Below are 18,907 nucleotides of genomic sequence, written 5' to 3'. Positions count from 1 at the left end.
CCGCCGCATGGGGCAAGTCCCCTCTCCCCGCAAGCGGGGAGAGGGCTAGGGTAAGGGACACGTCCGCAGCAAGAACAAACTCACTGCGCCGCAACCACCTCCATCTTGCCCGCCGCTGTGCGCGCCGAAAACTGCGGCCGATACATGTCATCCACCTGTGCGGCCGGATGATCATAAGCGCCCGGTGTCACCGCACGAACCACATAGGCAAGGTTGATCTCGCGATTGTCTGAAGCCGAACGGTTGAAGGCGGCAACAAAACGGTCGTTGCGGAACTCCGTATGAGCCGCCGTCACGTCCTCGATCCAGTCGAAATTCGCAAGGCTGGCGCTGCTGACGATGCTCGGATTGTCGATCTCGAGCCCTGCCGGCAGAAGGTCGGTGACGACGATGCGCGACGGCCAGTCATTGGTCTCATGCACCTTCAGCACCACGACATACCGTTCGTTCTGCTTGGCCTCGCTGATATTCACCTCTTCGCCATCCATATTGTAATAGGTCCGGGTGATCTCGAACCCTTCGCCACCGGCCGGCAGCGGCTCGGCGGGGGCAGCAACCGTCGTGATCGCCGCCGAGAGCGGGTCGCCGCTCTTGTTGGTCACAGTCAGCGGATGGTCGAGAAGCGCATCACCGCTCATCTGCGACATCAGCGTGCCCTGATGATCGACGCCGTTGACGGCGAGTTTCAGGTTGCTGTCGCCATTCTGCAGGGCGCGGGCGGCGAGCAGCATCCAGGTCTGTTCCTGGGTGCTGGTATATTTCTTGGCATTCCACTCCTTGGCAACGATATCGGCAAGTGCCGGCACGATGGCAGGAACCGGCCGGCTTTCCGAGGCAAGCGCCAGAACGGCCGCACCATCCCGCAGCGAAGAGCCGTAATCGGAGCGGGTGAGGCTCACTTTGTGGATCTGCGCATCCTGTGACATTTGCAGCGAAGCCGCAAAGATCGTCTTCGCCCGCTGCGCATCGCCGTAAAGCGAAAGGGCCGCGGCGATATGCGCCTTGGCAAGTGGGGTCGGGAAATCGTTCAGCGACGTATCGGCGTAATATCTGAGATCGCTGATCGATGCTTTTCGGTTGCGCGCCAGAACATAGAGCGCATAGGCCATTTCATTGCCCTGATCGCGGACATTGTTGGTGAAGGAGAGCGAGTTCTGCAGGCTATCCAGCGCCTGAACCAGCGCCTGGTCCGGCACTTCGTAACCCTGCTCGCGCGCCCGTGACAGGAAGTCGGTCACGTAGGAATCGAGCCAGAGATCGCCGCTATCCGGCCCCCAGAGACCGAAACTGCCCGTCGAGGACTGATAGGACAGGACACGATAAATGGCGTCCTGCACGCGCTTCTTCACCTCGATATCGTCAGCCAGACCGTTCTGCACCGCCATGTCGCTGAGATAGAGAAGCGGCAAGGCACGGCTCGTCGTCTGCTCGGCGCAGCCATAAGGATAACGGTCGAGGCTCATCAGAAGTGCGGGAATATCGAAGGCGTTCGAGCGGCTGACATTAACGCTGACCGAAGCACCCTGAAGGATGCTGCCGGCCAACAGGTTGGCATCGACGGTGACGCTGGCGCCCGGTTTCAAATCCACCAGCCGCCTCTCGGTGATCGGCATGGCTGCCGGCCGCACCGGCACATAGAGAACCTGTTCGAGCGACAGGCCGCTGTCATTCGTGAGCTTCACCGTCACCGCGCCATCGCCCGGCTGGATGCCGACCAGCGGCAGCGTGATGCTGGCTTTCCCGCCGGCTGCCAGCGTCACCGGCTTGATGGCGCTCTGGCCGACCGCGACGGCCGGCGTGGTGGCGACATTCAGCTGGTAGGTACCGGCTGGCGCATCGGTATTGGCGATATCGAGACGCAGATTGCTGTCGTCGCCGGGAGCCAGGAAGCGCGGCAGGCTGGCAGTGACGACCAGCGGATCGCGGATGATCACATCCTTGACGCCATGCCCGACGCCGGTCTTCGACCAGGCGACCGCCATGACGCGCGCCGTGCCGTTGAATTGCGGAATGTCGAAGGAGACATGTGCCATGCCCTGCCCGTCAAGCTTGATCGGGCCGGAGAAGAAGGCGACCAGCTTTTCCTTGGGCGGGCTCGCCTGAAGCGAAATGCCGCCGTCGCCACCGGTGCGCAGCTTTCTGGTCGCGCCAAGCGAACCATCAATCAGACGTCCATAGATATCGCGGATTTCGATGCCGAGTCGGCGCTGGCCAAAATACCAGTCATCCGGAGCCGGCGGTTCATACCGGGTGAGGTTCAGAATACCGACATCGACGGCAGCAACCGTGACATAGGCCTCTTCATTGGCACCGGCACCGGCGACTTTCAGGGAAATATCGAGCGGCTGGCGCGGCAGCGTCTTTTCCGGCGCGTCGATCGAAACCTGCAGGTCGCGGTTTTCCGGATCGACCTTCAGCCAGGTAATACCGATCGCCCGCATCGGCATGCGGCTTTCCTGCGCCGTACCGGGGCGATAGAGCGTCGCGGTGACATAGGAACCTGCACCCCAATTGGCGGTGACGGGAATCTCCACCTCGCCGCCATTGGCAGCGACGCTTGCGGTCTGGACCGAAATCAGGGCCTCGTCGCCATTGGCGATGAGCAGCTCGCCGGCATATTTCGATGAGACCTTCAGTTTTGCCGTCTCGCCGATCTTGTAGCTCGGCTTGTCGAGCGCGATCTGCAGAGCATCCGGCGTATCGGTGGAAGAGGCGGTGACGAACCAGCCCGCATCGAACTCGACGCTGGATTGCGGCCCGCCGATATCGGCGGTCTCGATTTCGAGGCGGTAGCTGCCCCAGGTGACGGGCGCGGAAACCTTGCCACCATCGGTCGTGACATCCACCACACCATTGGCAACCTGGCTGGTGCGCTTCACCGGCTCATAGCGCCAGGCGGATCCATCACGATACCACTGATAGTCCTGATCGATCTTGACCAGCTTCCACGGCAGGCCTTTGGCCGACTTCCGCTTGCCATCCGCATCGATGAGGATGACGGTGAAGGAGCCGGTCGAGTTTTCGGCGAGATCGCCCGAAAACTCCGGCTTGATACCGATCCGATCGCCATCCGCCTTGACCGGCAGGGTCAGGGACCGTTCGACGGCACGGCCACCGGCTTCCTGCATGCGCACGACGATATCGGCGCTGACGAACTGGGTCGTCGACGGTGCTTCCGTCACCGCGGCATCGAAGGTCGACTTGCCGTCCTCGTCGGTGGCGTCCAGTGCATCCAGCGTCTGCCGCACGGCCTCGGTTTCCTCCTCGTCGGCAAGGCCGAACTGGAAGCCGGGGAAGGCAGCGTTGATGCGGGTAGGCTTCAGCGCAACCTCGCCCTCGAGGCCAAGACCCGCCGCTGGCGCACCATAAAGGAAACGCCCATCGATATTGACCGGCACCGGCTGGCCGACGGTGATTTCCTTGGCCTCGGTCGTCATGTCGAACTCGATCCGGTCCGGCACGAAATCATCGACGAGGAAGGTTTTTTCGGCAATCGCCGTGCCCTTGGGATCGGTAAAGATCTGCATCGTCCAGGTGCCGCGCATGGCGGTCTGCAGGATCGGCAGATCGAGGGCGTAACCGCCGAGCGAACCATTATTGACCATGCGCCGGTCTTCCACGCCGTCCGGGCGCAGGAAAACGAAGGTGAGCGGCAGGTTGGGAATGGCAGTGGCATCGATATTGCGGGCAAGCGCGCTCGCATGCACCGTTTCGCCGGGGCGGTAGATGCCGCGCTCGGTCCAGGGCAGGATATCGATCGCGCCCGGCGCCGGACGGCCGGTGACGCCGCGGTCGGACAGATCGAACCCGGCCCGCGTCATGTCGAGGAAGACGTAATCCTGCCCCGCATTCTGCGCGGTCAGCACGGCCGGAACCATGCCGGCCGTGCCGCGCATCAGGCCGGCGGTGAAGACGGCCGTGCCATCCTTGTCCGTCTTGGCCGTTCCGAGGATTTCATTGTTCTTGGCCAGAAGCTGCAGATCGACACCGGCAATCGGCTTGGCGCTGCCGAGCGCGCGGGCAAACACATGCAGCCCGTCCGTGCCGGCATAGGTGGTCAGCCCGATATCGGAAACGACGAACCACTGTGTCGCCTTCGTATCCCATTCCTCGCCATGGCTGTTGCTGGCCGAAGCGGTCAGCACATAAACGCCGGGCTTGCGGGTCGGAAGCGCCTCGTCGACCGGGAAACTGGTGACTACGTCCTTGTTCAGCTCGCGGCCGATATCGATCGTGCCGTTCCACACGAGTTCGCCGCTGTTTTCCTGGATCTGGTCGGCCGTATAGCCGCTCATCTGGGAGAGGAACTGCGAATTGGCGAGCAGCGAGGCGACATTGCGGTCACCGACGCGGTAGAGTTTCAGATCGGCCTTCTCGGTATTGACCGAAACGATCGGAATGCCGCGGCGTGCGGTCGAGGGCAGCACAAAGCTGTCGCCCGTAAAACGCACCATTGGCGAGCGGTCCTTGACGTAGATGTCGAGATCGACCTGGGCAAGAAGCGGCTCATCCACCGAAGACGGCAGGCCGCGGCGCAGCGACAGCTTGTAGCGCTGGCCATGGGTCAGGCCTTCGACGCAGATCTGATTGTCCTTGGCTTCCATCGCCTTCGGCGCCTTGCCGTCGAGCACGACATAAGGTGCGTAATCGACACCGGCCTTCACCAGCGGTTCGGAAAACTGCACGCAGATCCGCGGATTGGCGCTGTCATTGTCGACGCTATTGTCGGTGACGCGAAAACCCTGGCGTTCGCGCAGGTCGTTATAGGCGGCCTGAACGGTGCGGGCATTGGCGAGCGCCAAGCTTGCCTTGTAGGCATTCAGCGCCGGCCGCCAGCTCTGCTGTTTCGCCAATGCCGCGCCAAGAACGGCAAGCGCATCGGCGCGGGTCGCCGTTGTGCGGGACAGAAGATAACCGTTGACGGCAGCAAGGGTGCCTTCGCTATCGGCAGTCCCATTGTTCTTTGCCGTGCCGGCCGCGCGGGCAAGCTCGATCCACAGGGCGCCGTCCTCGGGCACCATCGAGAGCGCGCCCTTGTAATTGTAGATCGCTACATCGACATTGCCCTTCAGAAGTTCGGCCTGAGCAACGGTCTTCAGTGCTTCGAGGCCAAAGCTCTTCTGGTTATCGGCAAGTTCCAGCCCGTCCTTCTGTTCGCGCGCCTGCTGCAGCACGTCTTCGGAGAGGAAGGTAAGCTTGGGTGCCGCACCGATATCGGGCTCGATCGTGGCAGCAGCCGTCACCACCTTGCCGGCCACGGCGCCGACAAAACTGTTCATCTGCGCATAGTCGGATTTCAGAAAGCACCACTTGGCCTTCACATTATAGGTGAAGGCGCGGCAGGCATTGTCGCCGATGCAGGCGGCTTCGCATTGCGGCTGGGTGACATTCTTGACGGTTCGAAGGTCGAAACCGGCATAATCGCTGTCGGGGGTTGTTTCTATTCTGCGGTCTGCCGCCTGAAGCGGCGAAAAGGCTACTGAAAGTGTGGCAAAAACCAAAGCAGACAAGCCGAAAAACACGCGTCTAGACATGGAAGCTCCCCCCGTGACTGCGGTCCGCGACACTTGTCCAATTTAAGCTTCGACTTGTCAACGAAGCCGGCAGCAATGAAAGGCAACGTCTGCCGGTTGCTTGCAGAAACCCGATAGGGTGGTTATTTCAGCCGTATCGCATCGGCCGATGTCCTAAAATATCGGCATCTGCGTGGAAAACAGACCGAAACTTGACGCATAAAGAAAGCTCCGGCTGCTTCGGGCGTGCCAAGAATGGTCCCGCAAGCCACCTCGTAGAAACGAGGCGCGCATATCATCCCGAAGCTGGGGGATCGCATGGCATTACTCAATATGTTTCGCAGCAAGCCGGAGGAAAAAGCCCCGGAATCCAGGGATCTGAGCGGCCTTCTCGAAGGTTTCTCGATCGAGGTCATGCCGCGGACAGCCGCCAAGATCGATGATTTTCGCAGCCTCCTGCCGCAGGGAACGCGGGTCTATATCGCCCATATCGACGGCACACCGATCGACGACATGGTCGCAACTGCGAAGCGCCTGACCGACGATGGTTTTGTCGCAATGCCGCATATTCCGGCCCGCCTCATCCCGAACCGCGCCACGCTTGAGGACTGGGTCAACCGCTATCACAACGACGCCGGCGTCGAACAGGCGCTGCTGCTCGGTGGCGGTCTTGCCAATCCGATCGGCGAACTCGAAAGCTCGATGCACCTTATCGAGACAGGTCTTTTCGACCGTTACGGTTTCAAGCGCCTGCATGTCGCCGGCCATCCGGAAGGCAACAAGGATATCGATCCCGACGGCACGACCAAGGCCGTCGACGACGCGCTGAAGTTCAAGCAGGTCTATTCGGAAAATACCGATGCGAAACTTGCCATCGTCACACAGTTCTCCTTCGATCCGAAGCCGGTCATCACCTGGGCTGAGCGGATCGCTGCAGCCGGCGTGAAAATGCCGATCCACCTTGGCATTGCAGGCCCGACCAAGCTGCAGACGCTGATAAAATTCGCCCTGTCCTGCGGTGTCGGCGCCTCGATCAGTGTGCTGCAGAAACGCGCCCTCGATCTGAGCAAGCTTTTGGTGCCCTACGAGCCGACGGAATTTCTCTCGGAAATCGCCGCCTATAGGGCAGCCAATCCGGCGAGCCTGATCGAGCAGATCCATGTCTTCCCGCTCGGCGGCATTCTTCCGAGCGCCGAATACATGCGCCAGCGGTTGCCTGCCGTTAACCTTTCCGCATGATTGCGGCGCTCGGCGCTTGAGGATTCACGGTTTCCACAGAGGCCCGGCCTAAAATCCCCTCCACGTTAGCCAAGGAGGGATGGATGACGGTCGAAAAGCCTTCAAGGCTGCTCAATCTGGATATTCTCCGGCTGGTCTCCGCTGCGCTGGTGATGTTCTTCCATTATGGATTCCGCATGCGGATTTCAGGCGAAGGCGGCGGTACCGGCTTTCCGGAACTCGCACCTCTTGCCATGTGGTTCGATGCGGGCCTGCTGATCTTCTTTGCGATTTCCGGTTATGTCATCAGCATGTCGGCGGAAGGTCGCACGGCCTATGATTTCGCAGCCGGCCGTTTTGCGCGGCTGTGGCCGACATTCATCGTCTGCGCCACGATCACCTTCATGGTCCTGACCCTGTGGCCTGTTCCGACGCTGGATGCACCGACGCTCAAGCAATGGGCCTCCCATGTGGTGATCGTCTCGCGGCTGCTCGGCCAGCCCTTCCTGGATGGCGCCTATTGGACGATCGCCTATGAAATCACCTTCTACGGCTGGGTTTTCCTGATGATCGCTTCCGGCCTGCTGGAGCGTCATTGGCGGGTTATCATCGCGCTCTGGCTCGTCATCTCCGTGCTGAACGAAACCGTGCTGCATAGCGGCGCCGTTGAAAAACTGCTGATCACGGAATATTCCGGCTATTTCGCCTTCGGCTTCACGCTCTTTCAGGTACGCAAGCAAGGCTCGGCCATCGGTTTTGCGGTTCTCGCAGCCGCCGCCTTGTGGGCAGCAGCGACACCGTTTCTCACGGCATCATCATTCGTCGAAACCTATGCACTGTCCCGAAGCGTTTTGGGACTGGCCCTGATGGGTCCGCTCTCGCTCGGCTTCGTGACGATCGCCGTCCTGTCGCCATCGCTGCCGATCAGCCGCGGTTGGGCGATAGCGCTCGGTGGGCTCACCTATCCGCTTTATCTTCTGCACCAGAATATCGGTTACGCGAGCTTTGCCCGGTTCGGAGCGACAGTCGATCGATGGATCATCCTGTCCATCCTCGTACCTGCGCTTCTGCTCGTATCCCTGATCATCGCCAAGGCCATCGAGCCACCGGCACGGCGCGGCATCGTCCGCTTCGCTACCCGGCTTGCCCCCGGCCTGTCCAAACGACAGCCGCGAACGGCATGAGAAAATGAAATCCCGCGGCAGGCAGGGCCGGCCGCGGGATAGTCAGCTCAGCAATCGTTACTGGCTGATATAGGGCAGCACTTCGTAAGCGCCGCGCCAGATCATTTCGACTGCGACGTAGAGAATGACAGCGAGACCGACATAGGCGATCCAGCGGTGCTTGTTGAGCAGCTTGGCGATGAAGCTTGCGGCAATACCCATCAGCGCGACCGACAGGACGAGACCAAAAATCAGCACGGACGGATGTTCGTGGGCCGCACCGGCAACCGCGAGCACGTTGTCGAGCGACATCGAAACGTCGGCGATGACGATCTGCCAAGCAGCCTGGGCAAAGGTCTTGCGCGGCGCGCCGGATGCGGCCGCAGCGCCTTCCGCCTCGGCAATCGCGGCCTCGTCGTCATGATGCGGAGCGCGCAGCTCGCGCCACATCTTCCAGCACACCCAGAGCAGCAGGATACCGCCGGCAAGCAGCAGGCCGACGATCTGAAGCAGCTGGGTCGTCGCCAGCGCAAAGCCGATACGCAGGACCGTCGCGGCGATGATGCCGACAAGAATGGCCTTGCCTCTCTGCTCCTTGGGAAGTCCGGCCGCGGCCAGACCGATGACAATCGCATTGTCGCCGGCCAGGACTAGGTCGATCATGATGACCTGCAGAAGCGCGGAGAGAGCTTCCGTGGTAAAGAATTCCGTCATTTGGCACCCGATCTCTTGAGGTACGGGGCACCCTTGCCGTGCGAGCACAAGTTATTCGGCGAGCGTGAAAACGCCGTCGAATCCTCGTCAGAAATGTCGAATGAGCTCCACGAACACCGGGCACCTGAATTTGAAAATCCAGTCCGACATCACAGTTCAATCGAACTGCCAGAGGGGCCCGGTCCTGGTGCCTATAAACTTACCGTGATCGCTTCAGAAATCAAGGGGCAAGTATGCTGCGGCCGGCAGCTGCCCGAAAGCATCTGCCGGCCGGCGCGTTCCTACTTGCCGAGACGCTTGTGCAGGCTTTCGAGAATACGCTTGCCGAGCGCCTCATAATCCTCGTCGAAATGGTGGCCACCATCGATCCCGACGGTTTCGACACCGGTCGGCTTCATCGACAGGCAGGGATCATCGTCCTCGTCGGTGCCATACAGGCACTGGACGATCTTGGGATCAATCTTGGCAATGTCCTCGACGCTGTTTCCGCCCTTGCCCTCGCCCTTGGCACCGAACCAGCCGGTAACGGAGATGACGAAGTCGACTTCCTTCGACAGCGCCAGAAGCGATATCTGCTTGACGCGTGCGCGGTCGGCCTTGGAGAGCAGGTTATAGCTTGCGGGAATGACATCAGCGCCGAAGGAATAACCGATCAGCACCACATTCGCGACACCCCACTTCTTGCGATAGGTGTCCATGATCTGGGCCAGATCCTTGGCCGTCTGCTGCGGCGTGCGCTCCGACCAGAAATAACGCAGCGAATCAATGCCGACCACCGGCACGCCCTGGGCCTGCAGGTAACCGCCGATCTCGCTGTCGATGTCGCGCCAGCCGCCATCACCGGAAAACACGATTGCCATCGTGTTCATCGACGGCTTGGCTTCAAGCACGGTGAGCGGCAGGTCCATCGGCTGGGTGTTCTGGCTCGCCTCTTCGACACTGTCGGTCAGGAGATCCATGAAGGCGTCGGCGGCAGTGCCGGACACGTCTTCGATATCGACCTGATCATGTTCCTGCTTCAGGCTGGCGGCATGTTTGCGGCTGGCCTGATCCGCAGCCGAGGTGAAGCCGATGGTAACGGCGGCCGGCAGCGGGCCTTCCTGGAAACCATAAACCGTCCTGTCGCCGAGCGGCTCCTTGGAGGCTGGGGTGCAAAGCTCCTTCGACAGCGTCGGGAAACCCGCGGCCGGATCGACGACGACGGCGGCACCGATCGTCTGCAGCGGGCTCTGCGAAATCATCGCAAGCGCAACGGAACCACCATCCCCCATGCCGGCGACGATCGGGTGGCGATAGACCGGATTGCCGATCCGCCGCTGCACCTGCTGCGACATGTCCTCGATATCCGAAACCATGTAGATGCAGTCGCCGTCATCGGCGGAAAGCGATTTCATATAGGACGGGAAATCGATACCGACGACGGCGGCACCGGCATCCACCAGTTCCTTGGCCTGCGTTTCTTCCTGTGCGCCCCAGCCCTGGCCCTGTGAGATCAGGAAGACCATGGCCGAGAGATCCTTGTCCTTCGGCAGGAAGATATGCGGCGACGGGATCAGCCCGGTCTGGTAATCGCCGGTCTGAGCGGCCGTCTGCTGCTGGGTTGTCGGTTGCGCTGCCGGCGGCTGCTGCGCCCAGCCCGCCATCGGGCTGCTTGCGGCAAGCCCGGCTGCCAGTGCGAAGGCGCTTGCGATCTTCATCATCTTCACTTGCCGACTACTCCTCTGAGGCCGCCGCCGATCAGGAATGTTGCATCCATCATGGCGATCGCCGGCCCGATACTTGCGACGGCCATGTAGCGTGGCTCCCATCGCGGCTGGAACTTGGACTTGAAGGCCTTCAGTCCCTTGAAATTGTAAAAACGCTCGCCGTGTTCGAAAATCACGCTGCCGATCCGGTCCCAGACCGGCGCGGCCTCGCGCTGCGCCATGCCGGAAAGCGGCGCCATGCCGAGATTGAATTGTTTGAAGCCGGCTTGCTGCATATATTCCAATATACGCACAAACAGGAAATCCATCGACCCCTTTGGCGCATCCGGTGCAAACCGCATCAGATCGACCGTGCCTTCGAAAAGCGTGTCGGTGACGGCAATCGTCGCGAAAGCGACGATTCTGCCCTGCAGGCGCAGCACGGCGACAGGCTGCGCCGAGATGTAGTCTTCCTGGAAGGACCCGAGCGAAAAGGTCTTTTCGCGCGTGTCATGTTCCTCGAGCCAGCTGTCGGATACCCGCTTCAGGTCCGCGATGACGGAAGGCACGTCCGGCGGCTGGACGACTTCAAATTCCAGCCCTTCGCGGACGCCCTTGTTGGCGGCCTGGCGCAGGCCGGCAAGTCGGCTGCCCTTCAATTCGAAACGCGTCAGATCGACGATCGCAAGCTCACCGAGCTTGACGGCGCGAAGGCCTGCATCAGCGCAATAGGGCAGAAGCGACGGCGAGATCTGGTAGAAGACGGCACGACCACCCTGGGCACGCGCCTCTTCGACGAAGCGCCAGACGAGTTCCGGGATCTCGGCCGGCGGCCCGACCGGATCAAACAGGGCAACCCAGGAACGGCCCTGGATGCCGTACATGATGAATGCCTTGCCATTGTCGGAAAACATCAGGCGCTTGTCGGCCATGCGCACCAGATTGGCGTCGGCATTGTCCTGGGCCATGACGATCTCGGTCGCAAGCGCGAGATCCTGCGGCGTCGAGAGCGCCGAACGCGTCGCGGCCGGCCGCAGAAGGCTGATGATCGACACCACCCCGGCAACGATCGCCACACCAAGAGCAGCACGCAGGCCGCGCGGCGCTTCTTCCGAAAACTCGAAATCCCACCAGAGTTCGCGGCTGTAATCCACTTCGCGATAGACGAAGAGCAGAACCGTGATTGCCGCAGCGACAAGGATCAGCATCGCGACGATCCAGGCCGGCGTCAGGATCTGTCGGAACAGCGAGGCAGGGCGGGTAAACTGCCGCGCGCTGACAAGCAGGCCGACCAGAAGAATGATCAGGAAACCCGCCTCGAAAAGCGCCAATGCGCGCAGGAGCGAAAACAGCAGCGCCAGCGCCGTGCAGACGACCGCGGTCCACCAGGCGCCATCAAGCCGCTGCCCGACACCGCGGGCGGCAACGAACAGGATGATACCGAGAATACTCGACAGAAAATGCGCGCTTTCCACCAGCGGCAGCGGCACATAATCGTTGAGGAGATCGAGATTGGAATCCGGCGTCGGCGTCACGCTCGAAAAGACCAGCATCGCGCCGGCCATGATCGTGAAGGCGGCCAGCAGCAGCGGCGCCAGCCGGAATTCCAGTTTCCGCAGCGTCGAGGCGACCGGATGGTTGGAAAGCTGGCGCAGTTCGAGGCCGATGACGAACAGCGTCGCCACCATCAGCGGCAGGACGTGATAGATGACGCGGTAAAGAACGAGGCTGCCGAGAACCTGGTCGATATCGACCGTATTTCCGAGGGCGGCAACGATGATCGTCTCGAACACGCCAAGCCCTGCCGGAACGTGGCTGAGCACGCCGGCACCGACCGCCGTCGCATAGATCGCCAGGAAGGACGGCCAGCCGATTTCGGTCTGCGGCAGGAGCACGTAGAGAACCGAGGCGGAAGCGGCGATATCGAGTGCCGTGATCAGAAACTGCTGCGACGAGGTTTTCGTATCGGGCAGGCGCAGTTTCGCCGTTCCGAGCTTCACCTCGCGCCCATCCCATCCGGCAATGACGAGAGCAGTCAGCGCGACGATGACGACGATCGCAATGCCGCGTACCCACTGTTCGTCGAGATCGAGGATCTGGCCGATCCGCGGCGCCGTGACCAGCGAGGCAAGCGCCGTGACGGCCAGCAGGCCGAGCCCGAAGGCAAGCGTCACAAAGGCGATCACCCGGCCGATATCATCCGGAGACAGGCCAAGCCGCGAATAGCCACGGAAGCGGATTGCGCCGCCGCTCAGTGCACCGAAGCCCGCCGTGTTGCCGACGGCATAGGCGCTGAAGGCCGTCATGGCGACCGGCACGAAAGGCAGCTTCTTGCGAATATAACTGAGCGCGTTGAGATCGTAACCGACGAGCGAAAGGAAGCTCAGAGCGGTAAAGAAGATCGCCAGCGCCACCGAAGACCCTTTGGTCTGCGACAGCGCGTCGATGACATCGTCGTAACTGACCTCATTGGTCAGCCCGTAAATCGCAAAAGTCGTGAAGCCGAACACGACGAGAATGACGAACGGTATGAGATAACCGCGATAGCTTTCGAGCATTTGTCGAAAACCGGACTGCTGGCGATCCGTAGAAGTCATGATGATGCCGGTTGTTGGAACTTTTGCCTAGATGGACAAGTCGCACGGCAAAAGCAACGGGATCGCGGCTATTCTGTGTCTGCAAGGATAGGGAAATCCAAGTTTATCCCGGATCCCCCGATGGTCACAAACGATCGATACAAAGCAAACGGGCGGAGCTTTCGCCCCGCCCGCTCGAAGGTTTCTTTCCGCTCGGATCAGCGGCGCTGGTTATAGACGTCGACGCAGACGGCGCCGAGCAGAACCAGGCCCTTGATGACCTGCTGGTAGTCGATGCCGATACCGAGGATCGACATGCCGTTGTTCATGACACCCATCAGGAAGGCGCCGATGACGGCACCGGTCACCTTGCCGACGCCGCCGTAAGCGGAAGCGCCGCCGATGAAGCAGGCCGCGATAACGTCGAGCTCGAAGCCGGTACCGGCTTTCGGGGTGGCGGAGTTCAGGCGGGCCGCGACGACGAGGCCGCCGAGTGCTGCGAGAACGCCCATGTTGACGAAGGTCCAGAAGACCAGGCGCGTTGCCTTGATACCGGAAAGTTCGGCAGCGCGGGCATTACCGCCGACGGCGTAGATCTGACGGCCGATGATCGTGCGGTTGGTGAAGAAACCGTAGGCGACGATCAGGATCGCCATGATGATCAGCACGTTCGGCATGCCGCGATGCGACGAGATCAGGTAGGCGACGTAACCGATGGCGGCCAGAACGACGATGTTCTTGCCGATGAAGAAGCCCATCGGTTCGCTCTCGACACCATGCGAGATGCGGCGCGCACGGCTGCGGAAATTCTGCCAGACAAGCGCTGCGGCAAGCAGCAGGCCGAGGATGAACGAAGTCAGGTAGATGCCGCCATCCGAGGAGATCAGCTCGACGACGTAACCGGAGGACAGCTTCTGGAAGATCGGCGGGAACGGGCCGATCGCCTGGCTGCCGAGGATCGCGATCATGAAACCGCGGAAGACAAGCATGCCCGCCAGCGTCACGATGAAGGACGGGATCTTGAAATAGGCGACGAAATAGCCCTGAACGCCGCCGATAATGCCGCCGACAACGAGGCAGATCAGGATCGAGCTGACGAAATCAAAGCCCCATCGCACCATCAAAAGCCCGGCGAGGCCGCCGATAAAGCCCGCGACCGATCCGACGGAAAGGTCGATATGGCCGGTGACGATGATCAGCAGCATGCCCAGCGCCATGATGACGATGTAGGAATTCTGCAGAACGATATTGGTGACGTTGAGCGGCTTCAGGAGAATGCCGCCGGTTGCGAACTGAAAGAAGATGACGATCGCGACCAGCGAGATAAGCATGCCGTAATCGCGCAGGTTATCCTTCCAGAAACTCGTCGCCGCCTTGGGAGCGGTAATTGCTTCCTGCGGAGTGCTCATGATTATCTCCCTTTGCGGCGCATGATAGCGCGCATGATATTTTCCTGCGTTGCCTGTTCGCCGGCCACTTCGCCGACAAACTCTCCCTCGTGCATGACCATGATCCTGTCGCAGGTGCCGATCAGTTCGGGCATTTCGGACGAGATCACGATGACGGCCTTACCGGCATCCGCAAGTTCGTTGATGATGGAATAGATTTCGTATTTCGCACCGACGTCGATACCGCGCGTCGGTTCATCCAGGATCAGGATGTCAGGCCCAGTGAAGAGCCATTTCGACAACACCACCTTCTGCTGATTGCCGCCGGAAAGCTTTCCCGTTTCCTGGTAGACATTGTGGCTGCGGATCCGCATGCGCGTGCGGAATTCCTGCGCCACCTTCATTTCCTGGATGTCGTCGATAACACCCCGCGAGGAGACGCCGCCCAGATGCGCAAGCGAGATGTTCTTGCGGATGTCTTCCGCCAGAATGAGGCCCAGATGCTTACGGTCTTCCGTGACATAGGCGAGGCCGGCCTTGATCGCCTTGTGGACGTCGGACGTGTCGGCTTCCTTGCCGTGGATCTTTACCGTGCCGGTAATGTCGCGGCCATAGGTGCGGCCGAAGACGCTCATGGCGAATTCGGTGCGGCCGGCGCCCATCAGGCCGGAAATGCCGACGACTTCGCCGGCGCGGACCTGCATCGAGACATTCTTGACCATCTGGCGATGGGAATGCTGCGGATGGAAGACGGACCAGTTCTCGACTTCGAAGATGACATCGCCGATCTTCGGCGTGCGGGCCGGATAACGGCTTTCGAGATCGCGATCGACCATGCGCCGCACGATCTCGTCTTCATCGACGGCACCTTCGTGACAGTCGAGCGTACCAACCGTCCTGCCGTCGCGAAGAACGGTGATGCGGTCGGCGACTTCGGTGATCTCGTTCAGCTTGTGGCTGATCATGATCGAGGTGATGCCGTTGCGGCGGAATTCCTTGAGCAGCTCGAGAAGAGCCGCGCTATCGGTCTCATTGAGCGACGCGGTCGGCTCGTCGAGGATCAGAAGACGAACTTCCTTCGACAGCGCCTTGGCGATTTCCACCAGCTGCTGCTTGCCGACGCCAAGATTGGTGATCAGCGTTTCCGGCGCCTCGGTCAGGCCGACCTTGGCCAGGAGTTCCTTGGTGCGCTTGTAGCGCTCGTCGCGGTCGATCACGCCGAACTTGGACGGTCCCTTGGCGAGAAAAATGTTCTCGGCAATCGACAGCAGCGGAATGAGCGCGAGCTCCTGGTGAATGATGATGATGCCGAGCTTCTCGGAATCGTTGATATCACGAAAATGGCGCTCTTCTCCGCCGAAGAGGATCGAACCCTCGTAGGATCCGGCCGGATAGACGCCTGAAAGAACCTTCATCAAAGTGGATTTGCCGGCACCGTTTTCGCCGACCAATGCGTGGATCTCGCCTTCCTTGACGGTAAAGCTGACATCCGAAAGCGCCTTCACGGCACCAAAGCTCTTCGAAATACCCCGCATCTCGAGGATAGGCGGCTTTTCGGCAATGGATACAGGATCAAGCATGAGAACTCCCAATAAAGTGAGGCCGCGCGGCTAGGCGCCGCGCGGCCCTAAAGGATTACTTGAGCTGCGATTCCTTGTAGTAGCCCGTGTCGACCAGGATCTTCCAGTTGGTCTTGTCGACGACGACCGGCTTCAGCAGGTAGGAAGGGACGACCTTCTTGCCGTTGTCGTAGGTCTTGGTGTCGTTGACCTCAGGCTCCTTGCCGTTCATGGCAGCGTCAACCATGTCGACGGTTACCTTGGCGAGGTCGCGGGTATCCTTGAAGATGGTCGAATACTGTTCGCCGGCAATGATCGACTTGACCGAAGGAACTTCGGCGTCCTGACCGGAAACGAACGGCATCGGCATGTTGCCCGAGCCGTAGCCAACGCCCTTGACCGACGACAGGATGCCGATCGAGATACCGTCATAAGGAGACAGAACGGCGTTCAGCTTCTTGTCGGAATAGGTCGAGGACAGGATGGCGTCCATACGGGCCTGGGCAGTTGCCGGGTCCCAACGCAGGGTGGCGACCTGATCCATGCCGGTCTGGCCGCTGCCGACCTTCAGAACGCCCTTGTCGATGAGCGGCTGCAGGACGCTCATGGCGCCGTTGTAGAAGAAGTAGGCATTGTTGTCGTCCGGCGAACCGCCGAAGAGTTCAATGTTGAACGGGCCCTTCTCGGTGTCGGCCTTGAGAGCCTTGACGAGAGAGGTTGCCTGCAGAACGCCGACCTGGAAGTTGTCGAAGGTTGCGTAGTAGCTGACATTCGGCGTGTCGCGGATCAGGCGGTCATAAGCAATGACCTTGATCTTCTGGTCGGCAGCCTGCTGCAGAACGTCCGACAGGGTCGTGCCGTCGATCGAGGCGACGACGAGAACCTTGGCGCCCTTGGTGATCATGTTTTCGATCTGCGAGAGCTGGTTCGGAACGTCGTCTTCTGCGTACTGCAGGTCGACGTCATAGCCGCGTTCTTTCAGAACCTTGACCATGTTGTCGCCGTCGGCGATCCAGCGTGCGGAAGACTTGGTCGGCATGGCAACGCCGACGAGGCCCTTGTCGGCAGCGCCGGCCGGGGCTGCGAACGCTACGCCCGCGAAAAGCGCAGCAGTAGCCATATACTTCAATATATTCATAAATTTACTCCTCCGTTGACGGCAGGCTCCCTTCGAACCTGCCCATTTGGTTGACGGGGGCTCCTCGCCCCCCTCACGATCTGAGGGCTCTCCTGCCCCCGGGATCAGTGATTGTCGCGCGGCAGACCTTCGGTCTGCGCAATTCTCTGATACTTCACCGCCGGCTCCAGAACGGCGCCCGTCTCCATCTGGCCGACGATGCCGCGCTGGATCTCCTGCCAGGGCGTCTGATGCTTTGGATAATGATAACCACCATCGGCTGCAAGAGCCTTGCGACGCACCTCGAGTTCCTCGTCGGAAATCAGGATGTTCGCGCTGCCGCGACCAAGGTCGATACGCACGCGGTCACCGGTCTTCAGAAGTGCCAGACCACCGCCCGCAGCCGCTTCCGGGGAAGCGTTGAGGATCGACGGGCTGCCCGACGTACCGGACTGACGGCCGTCGCCGATGCAGGCGAGCGACGTGATGCCACGCTTCAGCAGATAGTCCGGTGCGCGCATGTTGACGACTTCGGCGGCACCCGGATAACCGATCGGGCCTGCGCCGCGCATGAACAGCACGGTGTGTTCGTCGATACCGAGCGACGGATCGTCGATGCGATGATGGTAATCTTCCGGACCGTCGAACACGACCGCCTTGCCTTCGAAGGCCATCGGATCGTTCGGATTGGAAAGGTAACGCTCGCGGAATTCCGGCGAAATGACGCTGGTCTTCATGATTGCCGACGAGAACAGGTTGCCGCGCAGAACGCGGAAGCCGGCATGCGCCTTGAGCGGGTTGTCGTAGGTGCGGATGACCTTGGCGTCTTCGATGACGGCGCCACGGCAGTTTTCGCCCATCGTCTTGCCGTTGACGGTCATGGCGTCCTCGTTGATGAGGCCCTGTTCCATCAGCTGGTTGACAACGGCCGGAACACCGCCGGCATGGTAATAGTCTTCACCGAGATATTCGCCGGCCGGCTGCAGGTTGACGAGAAGCGGGATCTCTTCGCCATAGGTCTGCCAGTCGTCGACCGTCAGTTCGACGCCGATATGGCGGGCGAGCGCGTTGAGATGGATCGGCGCGTTGGTCGAGCCGCCGATCGCCGAATTGACGCGGATGGCGTTGACGAAAGCGTCCTTGGTCAGGATGTCGGAAGGCTTCAGGTCTTCCTTGACCATTTCGACGATACGCAGGCCGGTCAGGTAGGACACTTCCTGGCGATCGCGATACGGTGCCGGGATGGCGGCCGAACCCGGCAGCTGCATGCCGAGCGCTTCGGCAAGCGAGTTCATCGTCGTTGCCGTGCCCATCGTGTTGCAATAGCCGGTGGACGGAGCGGAAGACGCGACCAGCTTGACGAAGCCGGCATAATCGATCTCGCCCTTTGCCAGAAGTTCGCGCGCCTTCCAGACGATCGTTCCCGAACCGGTGCGTTCGCCACGGAACCAGCCGTTCAACATCGGACCGACCGAAAGTGCGATCGACGGGATGTTGACCGTCGCCGCGGCCATAAGACAGGCCGGTGTCGTCTTGTCGCAACCGATCGTCAGCACGACGCCATCGAGCGGATAGCCGTAAAGCACTTCCACGAGGCCGAGATAGGCAAGGTTACGGTCGAGACCGGCAGTCGGACGCTTGCCGGTTTCCTGGATCGGATGGACCGGAAATTCGATCGCAATGCCGCCGGCTTCACGAATGCCTTCGCGCAGGCGGTTGGCCAGCTCGAGATGGTGACGGTTGCAGGGCGACAGGTCGGAACCGGTCTGGGCGATGCCGATGATCGGACGATCGGACTGCAACTCGGCCTGGCTGAGGCCGAAGTTCATGTAGCGCTCGAGATAGAGCGCGGTCATGTCGACATTGTCCGGATTGTCGAACCAGGCGCGCGAGCGCAGCTTCTTAACCGCGCCGCGGTTCTTGTCGGTTTCGGCAATCTCGGTGGAGGGGCCGTTTTCGGAATTGCTGCTCATC

Annotated in this window: 10 protein-coding genes; 2 read left to right on the top strand and 8 right to left on the bottom strand. The window is 60.9% G+C overall.

What is annotated here, in order from left to right:
- Positions 1-80: 80 nt before the first annotated feature.
- A complete protein-coding gene (locus tag FHW37_RS22110) occupies positions 81-5,534 on the bottom strand; it encodes an alpha-2-macroglobulin family protein (RefSeq protein WP_145640324.1) in 5,454 nt (1,817 codons plus the stop codon).
- A gap of 297 nt (positions 5,535-5,831) precedes the next feature.
- Here FHW37_RS22110 and FHW37_RS22105 point away from each other — a divergent pair, with 297 nt between their 5' ends.
- On the top strand, positions 5,832-6,752 hold the full coding sequence (locus FHW37_RS22105) for a methylenetetrahydrofolate reductase (protein WP_145640322.1): 921 nt from the start codon (positions 5,832-5,834) through the stop codon (positions 6,750-6,752).
- A gap of 83 nt (positions 6,753-6,835) precedes the next feature.
- Positions 6,836-7,915: an acyltransferase family protein gene (locus tag FHW37_RS22100; RefSeq protein WP_145640320.1), complete on the top strand. Its 1,080-nt coding sequence runs from the start codon at positions 6,836-6,838 to the stop codon at positions 7,913-7,915.
- 57 nt (positions 7,916-7,972) lie between these two features.
- Here FHW37_RS22100 and FHW37_RS22095 read toward each other — a convergent pair whose 3' ends face one another.
- The 7 genes from FHW37_RS22095 to FHW37_RS22065 form a co-directional block, all read right to left on the bottom strand.
- A complete protein-coding gene (locus tag FHW37_RS22095) occupies positions 7,973-8,608 on the bottom strand; it encodes a TerC family protein (protein WP_145640318.1) in 636 nt (211 codons plus the stop codon).
- A 281-nt stretch (positions 8,609-8,889) separates the two neighbouring features.
- Positions 8,890-10,308: a virulence factor family protein gene (locus FHW37_RS22090; protein WP_246690876.1), complete on the bottom strand. Its 1,419-nt coding sequence runs from the start codon at positions 10,306-10,308 to the stop codon at positions 8,890-8,892.
- 2 nt (positions 10,309-10,310) lie between these two features.
- On the bottom strand, positions 10,311-12,890 hold the full coding sequence (gene mprF / locus FHW37_RS22085; protein ID WP_145640316.1) for a bifunctional lysylphosphatidylglycerol flippase/synthetase MprF: 2,580 nt from the start codon (positions 12,888-12,890) through the stop codon (positions 10,311-10,313).
- Positions 12,891-13,087: 197 nt separating this feature from the next.
- Complete coding sequence (gene mmsB / locus FHW37_RS22080; protein ID WP_145640314.1) at positions 13,088-14,278, bottom strand: multiple monosaccharide ABC transporter permease; 1,191 nt, start codon at positions 14,276-14,278, stop codon at positions 13,088-13,090.
- Positions 14,279-14,280: 2 nt separating this feature from the next.
- Entirely contained in the window at positions 14,281-15,837 is a 1,557-nt protein-coding gene (gene mmsA / locus FHW37_RS22075; protein ID WP_145640312.1) for a multiple monosaccharide ABC transporter ATP-binding protein, read from the bottom strand.
- A 55-nt stretch (positions 15,838-15,892) separates the two neighbouring features.
- Positions 15,893-16,936, bottom strand: a complete 1,044-nt coding sequence (gene chvE, locus FHW37_RS22070; RefSeq protein WP_246690875.1) for a multiple monosaccharide ABC transporter substrate-binding protein — start codon at positions 16,934-16,936, stop codon at positions 15,893-15,895.
- Positions 16,937-17,058: 122 nt separating this feature from the next.
- The gene (locus FHW37_RS22065) at positions 17,059-18,906 is read right to left on the bottom strand and encodes an IlvD/Edd family dehydratase (protein WP_432442887.1); all 1,848 of its coding nucleotides are present in this window, start codon (positions 18,904-18,906) and stop codon (positions 17,059-17,061) included.
- Between the last annotated feature and the right edge of the window lies 1 nt (position 18,907).

Origin of the sequence: Neorhizobium alkalisoli (assembly GCF_007829835.1) — a bacterium.
Lineage (GTDB): Bacteria > Pseudomonadota > Alphaproteobacteria > Rhizobiales > Rhizobiaceae > Neorhizobium.
The sequence above is the reverse complement of the archived record's forward strand: the minus strand, read 5'-3'. Positions and strand labels throughout refer to the sequence as shown.

What these genes read in the sequence shown, in the direction of transcription:
- mmsB (WP_145640314.1), bottom strand. Translation starts at nt 14,278, where the DNA reads ATGAGCACTCCGCAGGAAGCAATTACCGCTCCCAAGGCGGCGACGAGT.
- FHW37_RS22110 (WP_145640324.1), bottom strand. Translation starts at nt 5,534, where the DNA reads ATGTCTAGACGCGTGTTTTTCGGCTTGTCTGCTTTGGTTTTTGCCACA.
- FHW37_RS22100 (WP_145640320.1), top strand. Translation starts at nt 6,836, where the DNA reads ATGACGGTCGAAAAGCCTTCAAGGCTGCTCAATCTGGATATTCTCCGG.
- FHW37_RS22095 (WP_145640318.1), bottom strand. Translation starts at nt 8,608, where the DNA reads ATGACGGAATTCTTTACCACGGAAGCTCTCTCCGCGCTTCTGCAGGTC.
- chvE (WP_246690875.1), bottom strand. Translation starts at nt 16,936, where the DNA reads ATGGCTACTGCTGCGCTTTTCGCGGGCGTAGCGTTCGCAGCCCCGGCC.
- mmsA (WP_145640312.1), bottom strand. Translation starts at nt 15,837, where the DNA reads ATGCTTGATCCTGTATCCATTGCCGAAAAGCCGCCTATCCTCGAGATG.
- mprF (WP_145640316.1), bottom strand. Translation starts at nt 12,890, where the DNA reads ATGACTTCTACGGATCGCCAGCAGTCCGGTTTTCGACAAATGCTCGAA.
- FHW37_RS22105 (WP_145640322.1), top strand. Translation starts at nt 5,832, where the DNA reads ATGGCATTACTCAATATGTTTCGCAGCAAGCCGGAGGAAAAAGCCCCG.
- FHW37_RS22065 (WP_432442887.1), bottom strand. Translation starts at nt 18,906, where the DNA reads ATGAGCAGCAATTCCGAAAACGGCCCCTCCACCGAGATTGCCGAAACC.
- FHW37_RS22090 (WP_246690876.1), bottom strand. Translation starts at nt 10,308, where the DNA reads ATGATGAAGATCGCAAGCGCCTTCGCACTGGCAGCCGGGCTTGCCGCA.